The sequence below is a fragment of the Promicromonospora citrea genome, from assembly GCF_013004695.1.
In the GTDB taxonomy this organism is placed as follows: Bacteria; Actinomycetota; Actinomycetes; order Actinomycetales; family Cellulomonadaceae; genus Promicromonospora; species Promicromonospora citrea.
On sequence record NZ_JABEMG010000121.1, the window covers coordinates 1 to 13628 of the forward strand.

General features: G+C 71.7%; 13 protein-coding genes and 1 tRNA gene. 6 read left to right on the forward strand and 8 right to left on the reverse strand.

Annotated features, from left to right (window positions below):
* Positions 1 to 219 precede the first annotated feature (219 nt).
* A complete protein-coding gene (locus HLB15_RS18580) occupies positions 220 to 1155 on the forward strand; it encodes an HTTM domain-containing protein (protein ID WP_171107401.1) in 936 nt (311 codons plus the stop codon).
* On the opposite strand, the gene HLB15_RS18585 is transcribed toward HLB15_RS18580, so the two are convergent.
* From HLB15_RS18585 to HLB15_RS18615, 7 genes are all read right to left on the reverse strand, one after another.
* Entirely contained in the window at positions 1107 to 1604 is a 498-nt protein-coding gene (locus HLB15_RS18585) for a DUF3145 domain-containing protein (protein WP_119143609.1), read from the reverse strand. The genes HLB15_RS18580 and HLB15_RS18585 overlap by 49 nt on opposite strands.
* 248 nt (positions 1605 to 1852) lie before the next feature.
* Positions 1853 to 2338, reverse strand: coding sequence for a peptide deformylase (gene def, locus HLB15_RS18590; protein WP_171107403.1), 486 nt, complete (start codon positions 2336 to 2338; stop codon positions 1853 to 1855).
* Positions 2339 to 2405: 67 nt separating this feature from the next.
* Positions 2406 to 3650: a beta-ketoacyl-ACP synthase II gene (gene fabF, locus HLB15_RS18595; protein ID WP_171107405.1), complete on the reverse strand. Its 1245-nt coding sequence runs from the start codon at positions 3648 to 3650 to the stop codon at positions 2406 to 2408.
* 97 nt (positions 3651 to 3747) lie between these two features.
* Positions 3748 to 3996 carry an acyl carrier protein gene (locus HLB15_RS18600; protein ID WP_171107408.1) on the reverse strand — a complete coding sequence of 83 codons (249 nt, stop codon included), beginning with the start codon at positions 3994 to 3996 and terminating at the stop codon, positions 3748 to 3750.
* A 119-nt stretch (positions 3997 to 4115) separates the two neighbouring features.
* The gene (locus HLB15_RS18605) at positions 4116 to 5117 is read right to left on the reverse strand and encodes a beta-ketoacyl-ACP synthase III (protein ID WP_171107409.1); all 1002 of its coding nucleotides are present in this window, start codon (positions 5115 to 5117) and stop codon (positions 4116 to 4118) included.
* Positions 5117 to 6076 (reverse strand): ACP S-malonyltransferase, encoded by a 960-nt coding sequence (locus tag HLB15_RS18610; RefSeq protein WP_171107411.1) that lies wholly within the window; start codon positions 6074 to 6076, stop codon positions 5117 to 5119. Before HLB15_RS18610 ends, HLB15_RS18605 begins: the two co-directional genes overlap by 1 nt.
* A gap of 118 nt (positions 6077 to 6194) precedes the next feature.
* Positions 6195 to 7439 (reverse strand): PucR family transcriptional regulator, encoded by a 1245-nt coding sequence (locus tag HLB15_RS18615; RefSeq protein ID WP_373291055.1) that lies wholly within the window; start codon positions 7437 to 7439, stop codon positions 6195 to 6197.
* A gap of 99 nt (positions 7440 to 7538) precedes the next feature.
* Here HLB15_RS18615 and HLB15_RS18620 point away from each other — a divergent pair, with 99 nt between their 5' ends.
* Positions 7539 to 8228, forward strand: coding sequence for a tetratricopeptide repeat protein (locus HLB15_RS18620; RefSeq protein ID WP_171107413.1), 690 nt, complete (start codon positions 7539 to 7541; stop codon positions 8226 to 8228).
* Between the two features lie 105 nt (positions 8229 to 8333).
* On the opposite strand, the gene aceE is transcribed toward HLB15_RS18620, so the two are convergent.
* Positions 8334 to 11084 (reverse strand): pyruvate dehydrogenase (acetyl-transferring), homodimeric type, encoded by a 2751-nt coding sequence (aceE, locus tag HLB15_RS18625; protein WP_171107415.1) that lies wholly within the window; start codon positions 11082 to 11084, stop codon positions 8334 to 8336.
* A gap of 446 nt (positions 11085 to 11530) precedes the next feature.
* On the opposite strand from aceE, the gene HLB15_RS18630 reads away from it, so the two are divergent.
* From HLB15_RS18630 to HLB15_RS18645, 4 genes are all read left to right on the forward strand, one after another.
* Positions 11531 to 11938, forward strand: coding sequence for a DUF3052 domain-containing protein (locus tag HLB15_RS18630; protein WP_171107417.1), 408 nt, complete (start codon positions 11531 to 11533; stop codon positions 11936 to 11938).
* A complete protein-coding gene (locus tag HLB15_RS18635) occupies positions 11935 to 12396 on the forward strand; it encodes a peroxiredoxin (protein ID WP_171107419.1) in 462 nt (153 codons plus the stop codon). Before HLB15_RS18630 ends, HLB15_RS18635 begins: the two co-directional genes overlap by 4 nt.
* A gap of 65 nt (positions 12397 to 12461) precedes the next feature.
* Positions 12462 to 12535, forward strand: a tRNA-Val gene (locus HLB15_RS18640).
* 157 nt (positions 12536 to 12692) lie between these two features.
* On the forward strand, positions 12693 to 13523 hold the full coding sequence (locus HLB15_RS18645) for a site-specific integrase (protein WP_171107421.1): 831 nt from the start codon (positions 12693 to 12695) through the stop codon (positions 13521 to 13523).
* Positions 13524 to 13628 lie beyond the last annotated feature (105 nt).

The following is a 13628-nucleotide window of genomic DNA, read 5'->3' on the forward strand; positions in this document are numbered from 1 at the left end:
CTCCTCGGGACGTGGCTGCAGTTGGCATAGGATCCTTCGGGCTGTCGGTCCGACGTTCTTGGTTCTGTACGGTCTGCTGGTGCGGCAGCTCGTCGTGCGCGGTAGGGGGATGAGCGATCGCCTGCCCGGCCAGGACGACGACGCGTTCGCGAGTGCCTGGAGGCGGCTCCTGGGGCTCGCAGGCGGCGGCGCGGCCCGCGCGGGACGGGACGGAGACCCGTGACCGCTCGCCGGCCTGTCGCCGCGCTCGACGCCGCCGTCCGCTGGATGACCGACACCCCGCACGCGACCCGGGGCGTCGCCCTGACGCGCATCCTGCTCGGCGCGGGCACCGGCGCGTACGTCGCCGTGAACTTTCCCGGCCGGCACGCGCTGTGGGGCGCGGGGGCGCGCTGGGCGGAGCCGGTCGGCGGGTTCGCGCTCACGAGCGGCCCGGTGCTCACGGCGGGGTGCGCGACGCTGATCGTGGTCGCGGCCCTGGTCGCCGTCGGCTGGCACGCGCGGTGGACCGTGCCGCTGCTGCTCGTCGGCTGGGCCGGGCTCACGTCGTGGAACCCGCTGGTCGCCGACCAGGGGCTGAACCTGGCCCGGATCCTGCTGGTGTACCTGTGCTTCGCCGACAGCTCGGCGCGGTGGTCGCTCGACTCACGCAGACGGGCCCGCAGACGGACCACGGTCCGTCCGGGGAGCGGAGCGGCCCTCCTGCACAACGCCGCCGTCCTGGCGATCGGCGCGCAGGTCTGCCTCGTGTACGTGCTCTCGGCGCTGTTCAAGCTCGCGGGGGAGTCCTGGCGGGACGGCACCGCCGTGGCCTACCCGCTGCTGCTGCCCCAGTTCCGGCCCTGGCCGCCGCTGGCCGACCTCGTCGTCGGGCAGGGGTGGCTCGTGGCCGTCGCGACGTGGGGGACGCTCGCGGTGCAGCTCGTCTTCCCGCTGCTCATGCTGCACCGGCGCCTGCGGGTCGCCGGGCTGTGCGGGGTGCTCGCCCTGCACGCGGCGATCGCCGTCGTCATGGGGCTGCCGTTCTTCTCGCTGTTCGTGGTGGCGGGCGACTGCGTCTTCCTCCGTGAGACCTCACGAGGAGGGGCGGCCGCCCGCCACCCGGCTCACCCGACCTGGTGGAGCCAGCGGACCGGCGCGCCGAGGCCGGCGTAGCGGAAGGGCTCGAGCTCGTCGTCCCAGGCCGCGCCGAGGGCGAGGTCGAGGGCCTCGCGCATCGCGCGGGGGTCGGCGAGCTCGAGCGCCGCCCGGACGCGGTCCTCCGGCACCACGACGTTGCCGTGCACGTCGGTCATGGCGTGGAAGATGCCGAGGTCGGGCGTGTGCGACCAGCGCGCGCCGTCGGCGCCGTTGCTCGCGTCCTCGGTGACCTCGTAGCGCAGGTGCGACCACCCGCGCAGGGCGGACGCCAGCTTGGCGCCCGTACCCTGCGGTCCCTGCCACGAGTACTCGGCGCGGTACAGGCCACGCCCGGCGGGCTGCGCGGTCCAGTCCATGGAAACGCGCACGCCAAGGACGTTCCCTGCGGCCCACTCGATGTGGGGGCACAGGGCACGCGGTGCGGAGTGCACGAAAAGCACACCCCGCGTGATGACACCGGCCATGTCTTCCTCCCTGGATCGAGGTACGTCTTCCCCTACGTCCTCACCAGGGCGGTGACGCTGTGGCCGGCGGCACAGCAGTGCTTGGGACCACATCCTGCCCGATCCGACGGCGACATGCGAGGCGAACCGGTGCGCAAGTTGCCGAAAGAATCACTTCGTACGACGAGTTCGTACGGCACATTCTTCCCTAAAAGGGCATACCGCCACCAGTGGTTCCGCGAATCTGCCGCAGGATCTCGACGCGGGATCTACAGGCGCGCGCGCAGCTCCCGCATCGCGGCCCTGCGCGTCTCCTTCTGCAGCCGGTCCAGGTAGACCATGCCGTCGAGGTGGTCGCACTCGTGCTGCAGGCAGCGGGCCATGAGCCCCGTGCCCTCCACGGTCACGGGCCTGCCGTCCAGGTCGATGCCCTCGACGCGCGCGTAGTCGGAGCGCACGGTCGGGTACCAGAGACCCGGCACCGACAGGCAGCCCTCGCCGCCGTCCTGCTGCTCCTCGCCGAGCTCCACGACGCGCGGGTTGATCACGTAGCCGATGTCGCCCTCGATGTTCCACGAGAACGCCCGCAGCGAGACGCCGATCTGGTTGGCGGCCAGCCCCGCCCGCCCCTCGTCGTCGACCGTCTCGAGCAGGTCCTCGATCAGGCTGCGCACGCCGTCGTCGATCGTCGCGACCGGGTCGCACGGGGTTCGCAGCACGGGGTCGGGCACCACTCGGATCTCACGCATCGCCATGGTCATATTCTCCCATGTCAGCACGAAGGGGCGCCCGAGGGCGCCCCTTCGCGTCGAGCGGGTGGGGTCAGGCGTTCTGGATCAGCAGCGCCACGTTGTGGCCGCCGAACCCGAACGAGTTGTTGATCGCGGCGATGTCGCCGCCCGGCAGCTTGGCCGGCTCGTCGCGCACCAGCGGCACCTGGAGCTCCGGGTCCGGGTTCTCCACGTTGATCGTCGGCGGGGCCAGGCGCTCGGCCACGGCCTTGACCGCGAACACGGACTCGATGGCACCGGCACCGCCCAGCAGGTGGCCGGTCATCGACTTGGTGGCCGAGAGCTGCACGTGGTCGGCGTCGGCGCCGAAGAGCCGGCGGATCGAGGCCGTCTCGGTGAGGTCGCCCACCTTGGTCGACGTCGCGTGCGCGTTGACGTGCACGACGTCCGCCGTCGTCACGCCGGCGTCCTCGACCGCGAAGCGCATCGCGGCGACCTGGCCGGTGCCCTCGGGGTCGGGCGAGGTGATGTGGTACGCGTCCGACGACAGGCCGACGCCGCCGATCTTCGCGTAGACGCGTGCCCCGCGGGCGGCCGCGTGCTCGGCGCTCTCCAGCACCAGGACGGCGGCGCCCTCGCCGAGCACGAACCCGTCGCGGTCGACGTCGTACGGACGCGAGGCGCGCTCGGGGTCGTCGTTGCGCAGCGACAGCGTGCGCGACGCCGCGAACCCGCCCAGCGGCATCGGGTGGATCGCGGCCTCGGTGCCGCCGGCGACGACGACGTCGGCGCGGCCCGAGCGGATCATGTCGACGGCGTAACCGACGGCCTCGGCGCCGGACGCACAGGCCGACACCAGCGCGTGCGTGCCCGCGCGGGCACCGAGCTCGAGCGACACGTAGGCGCTCGGCGAGTTCGGCATGAGCATGGGGACGGTCATGGGCAGCATGCGGCGCGCGCCGCGCTCGCGCATGGTGTCCCAGCTGTCCAGGATCGTCTGGATGCCGCCGATGCCCGAGGACACCACGGCGCCGAGCCGCTCGCCCGGGACCTCGGGGCTGCCGGCGTCGGCCCAGGCCTCGCGCGTCGCGACGATCGCGTACTGCGCGGAGGGGTCCATGCGCTTGGTCTCGGGCCGGGACAGCACCTCGGCCGGGTCCACCTTGATGGTCGCGGCGAACGTGACGGGGATGCCGTAGGTCTCGGCCCAGTCGTTGTCGAGCGTGTGGGCTCCCGAGACACCGGCGAGGGCGGCCTCCCACGTGGACGTCACGTCCCCGCCGAGCGGAGTGGTGGCGCCGAGGCCGGTGACGACGACTTCGCGTGCGGAGGTCATGATGCTGCTCCCGGAGGGGTGGTGGGACAAGGGGTGGGGCGGGTGCCCGGCGGCGGCGCGTGCCGTGGTGGGGCCCGCGGCCGCCGCCGGGAGCGGATCAGGCCTGGGCGCTCTTGATGAAGTTCACCGCGTCGCCGACCGTGGCGAGGTTCTTGACCTCCTCGTCCGGGATGCGGACCCCGAACTTGTCCTCGGCGTGCGTCACGATCGTCATCATCGACAGGGAGTCGATGTCGAGGTCGTCGGTGAAGGACTTCTCGGGCACGACGTCGGCCGTGTCGAGGCCCGTCTCCTCGGCGACGATCTCGGCGAGGCCCGTGAGGATCTCCTGGTCCGTGTTGGCCATGGGACTTCCTTATCTTTCGTAACGGTCACCGGCGCCGTCGGGCACCGGAGTCTTGCTGGTCAGATCTTGGCGCATCCCGCGGGTGAGATGCACAACGGGCCTGCGGCCCGCCGCGCAGGCTACGGCAGCACCACGACCTGTGCGGCGTAGACCAGGCCCGCGCCGAACCCGATCTGGAGGGCGAGGTCGCCCGACCTCGCCTGTCCCTCCGCCAGGAGCCGCTCGGCGGCCAGCGGGATGGAGGCCGCCGACGTGTTGCCGGTCTCCGCGATGTCGCGGGCGATCACGACGGACTCCGGCAGGCCCAGCTGCTTCTTCATCTGGTCGATGATCCGCATGTTGGCCTGGTGCGGGATGAAGACCTGGATGTCCTCGGCGGTGACGCCCGCCTCGGCCAGCGCCTTCTCCGCGACCGGCGCCATCTGGAAGCTCGCCCACTTGAACACCGTCGGCCCGTCCTGGCGCAGCGTGGGCCAGCCGAGCGAGGGGTCCTCGCGCAGCTCGGTCCACGAGTGCGTCTGCCGGATCGCCGTCGCCTTGGAGCCGTCCGACCCCCACACGGTCGGGCCGATGCCCGGGGTGTCCGACGGGCCGACGATCGCGGCGCCCGCGCCGTCGCCCAGGAGGAACGAGATGGAGCGGTCGGTGGGGTCGATGATCTCGCTGAGCTTCTCCGCGCCGATCACGAGCACGTGGCGGGCGAGGCCCGCGCGCACCAGCGCGTCCGCCTGGCCGATGCCGTAGGCGTAGCCCGCGCAGGCGGCCGACACGTCGTACGCGGCGGCGGGCGTCGCGCCGAGGCGGTCGGCCAGGATCGCGGCGGCCGACGGCGTCATGTGCATGTGGGTGATCGTCGAGATGATCACGGCGTCGATGTCCGCGCCCGTCAGGCCCGCGGCGTCGAGCGCCTTGCGCGAGGCGGCCTCGGCCAGGTCGAGCACGTCCTTGTCGGCGCCGGCGCGCCGGCGGGTGATGATGCCCGTGCGCTGGCGGATCCACTCGTCGGACGAGTCGATCGGGCCCGCGATGTCGTCGTTCGTGACGACGAGCTCGCCACGCTCCGCGCCGATCGCGAGGATGCGCGAGAACTGGGTGGTCTGTGCCTGCTGCAGCGTGGCCATCAGGCGGCCCCCGCCGTGCTGTGGGCGGCGACGAGCGCACGCGCCGCGTCCAGGTCGGCGGGCGACTTCACGGCGACGGTCTCGACGCCCTTGAGGCCGCGCTTGGCCAGGCCGGTGAGCACGCCGCCGGGGGCGAGCTCGAGCAGCCCCGTGACGCCGCGCTCCGCGAGGTTCGCCATGATGAGGTCCCAGCGCACCGGGGCCGTCACCTGGACCGCGAGGTTGCGCAGCACGTCGGCGCCCGTGCCGTGGCCGTGGGCGCCGCCCGTGTAGGCGGTGCCGTCGAGGTCGGCGAGGAACGGCAGCGTCGGGTCGGCGGCGTCCCAGCCGAGGGCGACGGGCTCGAACTCCGCGCGCGCCGCGTCCATGAACGGGGTGTGGAAGGCGCCGGCGACCTGCAGCGGGATCACCCGGGCCCGGGTGGGCGGGTTCTCCGCGAGCGTGGCGAGGTTCTCCAGCGCGCCCGCGGCGACCGTCTGGCCCGCGCCGTTCACGTTGGCGGGCCACAGGCCCGCGGCCTCGATCGCGGCGAGCACCTCGTCCGGGTCGCCGCCCACGACGGCGCTCATGCCGGACGGCGCGGCGGCGGCCGCCGTGGCCATCGCCCGGGCGCGGCGCGCGACCAGGCCGGCCGCGCCGTCGTCCGTCAGGGCGCCTGCCACCGCGGCGGCCGAGAGCTCGCCGACGGAGTGGCCCGCGGTGACATCGACGACGTCGGCGGCCTCGCGCCCGTCCAGGACGGCCCGCAGCGCGAGCAGGGAGGTGGCCACGATGAGCGGCTGGGCGACGGCGGTGTCACGGATCGTGTCCGCGTCCGACGCGGTGCCGTGGGCCACGAGGTCGAGGCCCGCGGCCTCGGACGCCGCGGCGAGACGTTGTTCGGTACCGGGCAGCTCGAGCCAGTCGCTGAGCATCCCGGGGGTCTGTGAGCCCTGTCCAGGGCAGACGACGGCGAGCACGCGTCCACTCTGCCAACACCGGCTGCCGTTGCGACCTCGCGACCCGTACCAACCTGGTCGGGGGGCCTTGTGCGGAACCTACAAGGCGGGTGCCCGGTTCACGGGTTAGGGCGGTGCGTCAGCCGCGGCCGAGCTGGCCGAGCGCGAGCGCCACCTGCAGCACGAACGACTCGCGCGCGTCGAGCGGGTCCCACCCCGTGATCTCGGAGACCTTCCGCAGCCGGTAGCGCACCGTGTTGGGGTGAACGTACAGATGGCGGGCGGCGGCCTCGAGCGACCGGCCGGTGCCGAGGTACGCCGAGAGCGTCTCCAGCACCGCGCCCCCGGCGTCCTGGAGCGGCGTGAACGCCTGGGCGATGAGGGTGGCACGCGCCGTGTAGTCGCCGGTCAGCACGCGCTCGGGCAGCAGGTCGTCGGCCATGACCGGACGCGGGGCCTGGGGCCAGGCCGGTGCGGCGGTGAGCCCGGCCAGCGCCGACCGGGCCGACCGGGGGGCGTCGGTGAGGCTGGGCACCTGGGTGCCGATCACGACGGGGCCGGTGCCGAACCGGCTCATGAGCGACGTCGCGGCCGCGACGAGGTCGCCCTCGCCGCCGAGAACGAGCACGAGCCGGTCGCCGTGGATGCCGACGAGGGCGTCACCCGCGGCGCGCCGGGCGACGCGGCGGATCTCGGCGGTGCGGATCTCGTCGAGCTCCGGCGTGGCCAGGCCGACGACCACGAGCGCGTTGCCGCGGCCGCTCCAGCCGAGCGCCGAGATGCGCGAGCGGAGCGAGTCGTCGCCGTCGCCGCGCACGAGGGCGTCGACGACGAGCGCCTCGAGCCGGGCGTCCCACGCGCCGCGCCACTCGGCGGCGCGGGCGTAGACCTCCGCGGCCGAGAAGGCGACCTCGCGCGAGTACCGCAGCACGGCCTCGCGCAGGTCCCGCTCGCCGCCCGGCGCGGCGATGCGGTCGGAGTGCGTCTCGACGACGTCGACGACGACGCGCACGAGCTGCAGCGTGTGCTGGAGCGAGATGGACCGCGTGAGCTCGGTGGGCGCCGCCGCGAAGATCTCGCTGACACCGTGCGGCGGGCGCTCGGGGTCGGTGAACCAGGACGTGAAGGCGTTGATGCCGGCCTGGGCGACGAGGCCGACGTACGAGCGGTCCTCGGCGGGCAGCTCGCGGTACCAGGTGAGGTCCTCGTCGAGCCGGCGCATGGCCGCGGCGGTGAGCAGGCCGCTGGCCTCGCGCACCCGCTGCAGGTTCATGGGGAAGCCTGCGGGGTCGGTGCCGGGGCTCGGGTCCGGGGCGACGGCCGGAGCGGCCCCCTCGTCGGTCGTGGGGGAGTCGGTGGGCGCGGCCCGTCGTGTAGCTGGCACTCGCGCAGCATACGAGCCCTCGTTGTGGAGAGTCCACAAACGGACTTTCTCGACAGCGTCGGCCCAGTGGGCAGGGGTGGAAAACTGTAGGGTCGAGGTATGGCCCTGATGCAACGGCTCCGCCGCCTCATCCGTCGGCCCCTGTCCGCGTCAACGGTCGGCACGCGCCGTCCGTCGCCCTCGGCGCCGCGACGCGGGGACACGGGGCACGAGGACGCGCTCCGCGCCCAGCTGACCGACGATCCCAACAACGAGGAGGCGTTCAGCGCCCTGGCGGAGATCGTCCGCCGCCGGGCCGCGGAGGACCCGACGCTGGAGGACCCGCTGCGGGACTCCGACGAGATCCCCGAGTCCCGGCAGCGCGAGGCGGACCTCGCGGTGTGGGCGCTGGCGGAGGAGCTCGCCGGGCACCCGCGGGGCTGGTACCCGCTCATCGAGCTCGGCCGGTTGTCGCTGTCCGACGACCCGGAGGGCGCCGTCCGCCGGTTCACGACGGCCGCGGAGCGCGACCCGGACGGCAACGCCCTGGTCGAGGGGCTCGCGATCCTGCGGGAGGCCGGCATGCCGGTCGAGGCGCTCGGCCTCGGCGTGGGGCACTGGCGTGTGAAGGAGCACCCGCCGGAGGTGGGCAGGCAGCTCGTGCTCGCCGCCCTGGAGGCCGACCGGGTGCACGAGGCGAAGCAGCACCTGCGGGCCCTGGAGACCCACCCGGACGCCCGCGCCACGGCCAGCCTCCGTGAGGATCTGGCGAAGCGCATCGCGGAGGCGGGCCCCGCAACGCCGAGGTAGTCGTCTGGCGAGGTAGTCGTCTGGCGAGGTAGTCATGCAGCGAGGTAGTCACCCAATGTGCTGGGTGACTACCTCGCTGCATGACTACCTCGCCGAGTGACTACCTCAGCTGTCGCCGCCCGCGACGCCGGACGTGCCGGCGGTGACGTCCAGGAGGCGGTACTTCTCCACGGCCTTGGCCACGACGTCGGCCGGGACCTCGCCACGGCGCGCGAGCACCTGCAGGGTCTTGACCACCATCGACGGGCCGTCGATGAGGAAGTGCCTGCGGGCTGCCGCACGCGTGTCGGAGAAGCCGAACCCGTCGGCGCCGAGCACGGCGTAGTCGCCGGGCACCCACGCGCGGATCTGGTCGGGCACCAGGTGGTCGTAGTCGCTCGTGGCGACGAACGGGCCCTGGGCGCCGGACAGCTTCTCCGTGACGTACGGCGTGCGCACGGGCGCGGTCGGGTCGACGAGCGCGTCGTGCTCGGCGGCCAGCGCGTCGCGGCGCAGCTCGTTCCAGCTCGTCACCGACCAGACGTCGGCCGAGACGCCCCAGTCCTCCTTGAGGAGCTGCTGCGCCTCGAGCGCCCACGGCACGCCCACGCCGGAGGCGAGGAGCTGGGCCTTGGGGCCGTCCGTGTCGGACACCGCGATGCGGTGGATACCGCGCTTGATGCCCTCGACGTCGACGTCCTCCGGCTCGGCCGGCTGGACCATCGGCTCGTTGTACACCGTGAGGTAGTACATGACGTTCTGGTCGCGACCGTCGGAGCCGTCGCCGTACATGCGCTCGATGCCGTCGCGCACGATGTGCCGGATCTCGTAGCCGTAGGCGGGGTCGTACTGCACGACGGCGGTGTTCGTCCCCGCGATGAGCGGCGAGTGCCCGTCGGCGTGCTGCAGGCCCTCGCCCGTCAGCGTCGTGCGGCCCGCGGTGGCCCCGATGATGAAGCCGCGCGTGAGCTGGTCGCCCGCGGCCCAGAACTGGTCGCCGGTGCGCTGGAACCCGAACATCGAGTAGAAGATGTAGACCGGGATCATCGGCTCGCCGTGCGTCGCGTACGCCGTGCCCACCGCCTGGAACGCGGCGGCGGAACCGGCCTCGTTGATGCCGGTGTGCATGATCTGGCCGGACTCGGACTCCTTGTAGCTCAGCATGAGCTCGCGGTCCACGGCGAGGTAGTTCTGCCCGAGCGTGTTGAAGATCTTGGCGCTCGGGAAGATCGAGTCGAGGCCGAAGGTGCGGGCCTCGTCCGGGATGATCGGTACGATGCGGTGGCCGAAGTCCTTGGCCTTGAACAGGTCCTTGAGCAGGCGCACGAACGCCATGGTCGAGGCGACCTGCTGCGTGCCGGAGCCCTTCTTGAGCAGCTCGTAGGACTTGTCGCCGGGCAGGGTCAGCGTGCTGCGCGCCTTCGTGCGGCGCTCGGGCACGAACCCGCCGAGCTGGCGGCGGCGCTCCAGCATGTACTGGATCTCCGGCGCGTCGGGGCCCGGGTGGTAGTACGGCGGCAGGTACGGGTCCTTCTCGAGCTCCTCGTCGGAGATCGGGATGTGCAGCGAGTCGCGCAGGGTCTTGAGGTCCTCGCCCTTGAGCTTCTTCATCTGGTGCGTCGCGTTGCGGCCCGCGAAGCCGGAGCCCAGGCCGTAGCCCTTCACGGTGTGCGCGAGGATGACGGTCGGCTGGCCGGTGTGCGCCCGCGCGGCCGAGTAGGCCGCGTAGAGCTTGCGGTAGTCGTGGCCGCCGCGCTTCATGTTCCAGATGTCCTCGTCGGTCATGTTCTCGACGAGGGCCTTGGTGCGCGGGTCGCGGCCGAAGAAGTGCTCGCGGATGAAGGCACCCGACTCGGCGCGGTACGTCTGGTAGTCGCCGTCCGGCGTGATGTTCATCAGGTTGACCAGGGCGCGGTCCTTGTCCGCGTTGAGCAGGGCGTCCCACTCGCGGCCCCAGACGACCTTGATGACGTTCCAGCCGGCGCCCTTGAACTGGGCCTCCAGCTCCTGGATGATCTTGCCGTTGCCGCGGACCGGGCCGTCGAGACGCTGCAGGTTGCAGTTCACGACGAACGTCAGGTTGTCGAGCTGCTGCTGCGCCGCGAGCTGCAGCATGCCGCGGCTCTCCGGCTCGTCCATCTCGCCGTCGCCGAGGAACGCCCAGACGTCCTGCTGGCTGGTGTCCTTGATCCCGCGGTTGTGCAGGTACTTGTTCGTCCAGGCCTGGTAGACGGCCGACGCCGGGCCGAGACCCATGCTGACGGTCGGGAACTCCCAGAAGTCCTGCATGAGGCGCGGGTGCGGGTACGACGGCAGGCCGCCGCCCGGGTGCGACTTCTCCTGGCGGAACCCGTCGAGCTGGTCCGCCGTGAGGCGGCCCTCGAGGTACCCGCGGGCGTACACGCCGGGGGAGGCGTGGCCCTGGAAGTAGATCTGGTCACCGCCGCCCGGGTGGTCCTTGCCGCGGAAGAAGTGGTTCAGGCCCACCTCGTAGAGCGTGGCGACGGACGCGTAGGACGAGATGTGCCCGCCGACGGCCAGCCCCTCCCGCTGCGCGCGGGTCACCATCACCGCGGCGTTCCAGCGGATCCACGAGCGGTAGCGGCGCTCCATGGCCTCGTCGCCGGGGAAGTAGGGCTCCTCGTGCACACCGATGGTGTTCACGTAGGGCGTCGCCATCGACGCGGGGATGCTCACATTGCGCTCACGCGCCCGCCGCAACAGGTTGAGCATGACGTACCGGGCGCGGGGTCCGCCCTTCTCGTCGATCAGCCCGTCGAAGGACTCGACCCACTCCTCGGTCTCCGCCGGGTCGATGTCGGGTACGGCGCTGAGCAGACCGTTGATCAGCGGTCCGGTCTCGTCAAACGAAGCCACCAGCAACCTCTCTCGGTGTCGCGCGGAGGGTCGCGGTTCGCGCTCCCTGCCGCCTCGTCAGAACCCGTGGCGTCGGCGAGAGCGACGCCGCAGCTGGGGTTGCGGCTGTGCACGCCCACGCACAGGTGGTCAGAGCCATTGTGTCCTCTCTCAGCGTGCGCTCACACCATAGGGCGGTCAAGACTGCGTGATCTGCGTTACGTCGGGAGGGATCCGAGCACGGATTGATACGCGGTATCGCAATGTTGAGACTCGGTTCACATCGACCCCATGACCGAGCCGTTGCCGATGCCTCATCAAATCATCAAAAGGGCACCACGCGCCGTGGTTGCGAGGCATGGTGGGGGTGCGTGCACTACCTTTGGCGACGAAGCGCCCGACGACGGGCCGACAGGACGACGAAGGCCCGGGGCACCGGGCCGACAGAGAGAGGGACGATCAACCAAGTGAGCACGGACACCCAGGGCGCGGGCCGCCTCGGTTTCAAGGCCGGCCAGGTGGTGCAGGAGTTCGGCTGGGGCGACGACGTCGACGAGACCCTGCGAGCCGACATCGAGGGCATCATCGGTGCCGAGCTGGAGGACGAGGACTACGGTGACGTGACCGACGGCGTCATCCTCTGGTGGCGGGAGGGCGACGGCGACCTCACCGACGCGCTGGTGGACGTGCTGACCGTCCTGGACGACGGCGGGCTCATCTGGGTCCTCACGCCGAAGCCCGGTCGTTCCGGCGAGGTCGGCCACAGCGACATCCAGGAGGCCGCCACCACGGCGGGCCTGCAGACCACCAGCACCTTCGCGATCGCGCCGGACTGGTCGGCGACCCGGCTGGGCTACCGCGGACGCGGCAAGTGACGTCGTCGCCGGCGCCGGGCGACCCGGCACCCGACTTCACGCTGCCCGACACGCACGGCACCCCGACCACGCTGTCGGACCTGCGCGGCACCCCCGTGCTCGTGGTGTTCGTGCCGTTCGCGTTCTCGGGCACCTGCACGGGCGAGCTGTGCGCCCTGCGGGACAACATCGAGGACTTCGAGACCGCGGGCGTGCGGCTCCTCGTGATCTCGACGGACGCCGTGTTCACGCTCAAGGCGTGGCAGGCGGCCGAGGGGTACCAGTTCGACCTGCTGTCGGACTTCTGGCCGCACGGTGCGGTCGCGCGCCAGTACGGCGTGCTCGACGAGGACGCCGGGCACGCCCTGCGCGGGTCGTTCCTGATCGACGGTGACGGGATCGTCCGCTGGTCCGTGGTCAACCCCCGGGGGCAGGCCCGGGACCTGGAGGACTACCGCCGCGCGGTCGAGGAGATCTGATCCGGGACGGCCCCCGATAACAGGGACGATGTGCGGCGCGGGCCAGGTATTGTGGTCCGCTGCCGGGGCTCGTAGCTCAGCTGGTTAGAGCGCCACGTTTACACCGTGGATGTCGGGGGTTCGAATCCCTCCGGGCCCACTGGCTGCAGAAACGCAGCCTGACCTGCGTCGACGCTTCCTCCCCTTCTGGACAGCAGCAGACGCGTCTGGACTCCTGTGGGCATTCGAATGCCCACCTAATGCCCACAGTTGCTGGCGGTCGTCGCCCACCTCACTCAGTGAGGGGGTCGGCCGCCATGGCAGGTAAGTCAGGTCACCGGGCGTTCGGCAACATCGAGACTCGCCGCTACGCGCGGACCAAGAAGGTCTCGGGCTATCGCGCGCGGTACACCGGGCCGGATGGTCAGATCCATCCGCGTTCATTCGGGGACAAGCTCGCCGCAGAAGCCTGGCTCGTCGAAGAGAAGCGGCTCATCGACCGCGACGAGTGGAGTCCACCGAAGTCGCGCGGTGTCGCGGCGGGGCGCTTGACGCTGTCCGAGTGGGCACTGGAGTACATCGAATCGCGGACGCTCGCGCCATCGACGTACCGCAACTACACCCGCAACCTCCGCGTCTACATCGAGCCCACGATCGGCAAGAAGTACATCGACGAGATCACGGTCACGGACGTCACGGTGTGGCACACCAAGCTGAAGGCCGAAGCGCGAGCCCGAGCGAAGAAGGCCGAGCGCGCGGACCGCACCGGGGCCGGCGAAGCCGCCCAGGTCTACAAGTTCCTCTCCGGCGTGCTCAAGGGAGCGGTCGAGAGCGGCCTCATCGGGATCTCGCCAGCCCGAGTCGTCGGGGCCGGGCGTTACAAGCGGCGGCGTCGACCGGTGATTCTGACCCCTGTAGAAGTACGGGCGCTGGCCGATGCGCTGCCCGAGAACCTGCGTGCATTGGCAGATCTGCTCAACTGGACCGGCATGCGCATCGGCGAGGCTCGAGCGCTCCGTCGCTGCGACGTCGACCTGCGAGATCCGCAGAACGCCTCGGTCAGCGTGGAGCAGAACGTCTCGCAGGGTGGCAAGGGCATCAACGCAGTGGTCGGCCCGGTGAAGACCAGGGCCCCGGCAAAGTCATGACTGTAGGAGTGCGTGGATGGGCCGGTCGATGTCTCTGGCGTGATGACGTAGGGCTTGGGCGATGTTGTCCCAGCCGGCGTGGCGCAGGATCGCGATAGCGGTGTT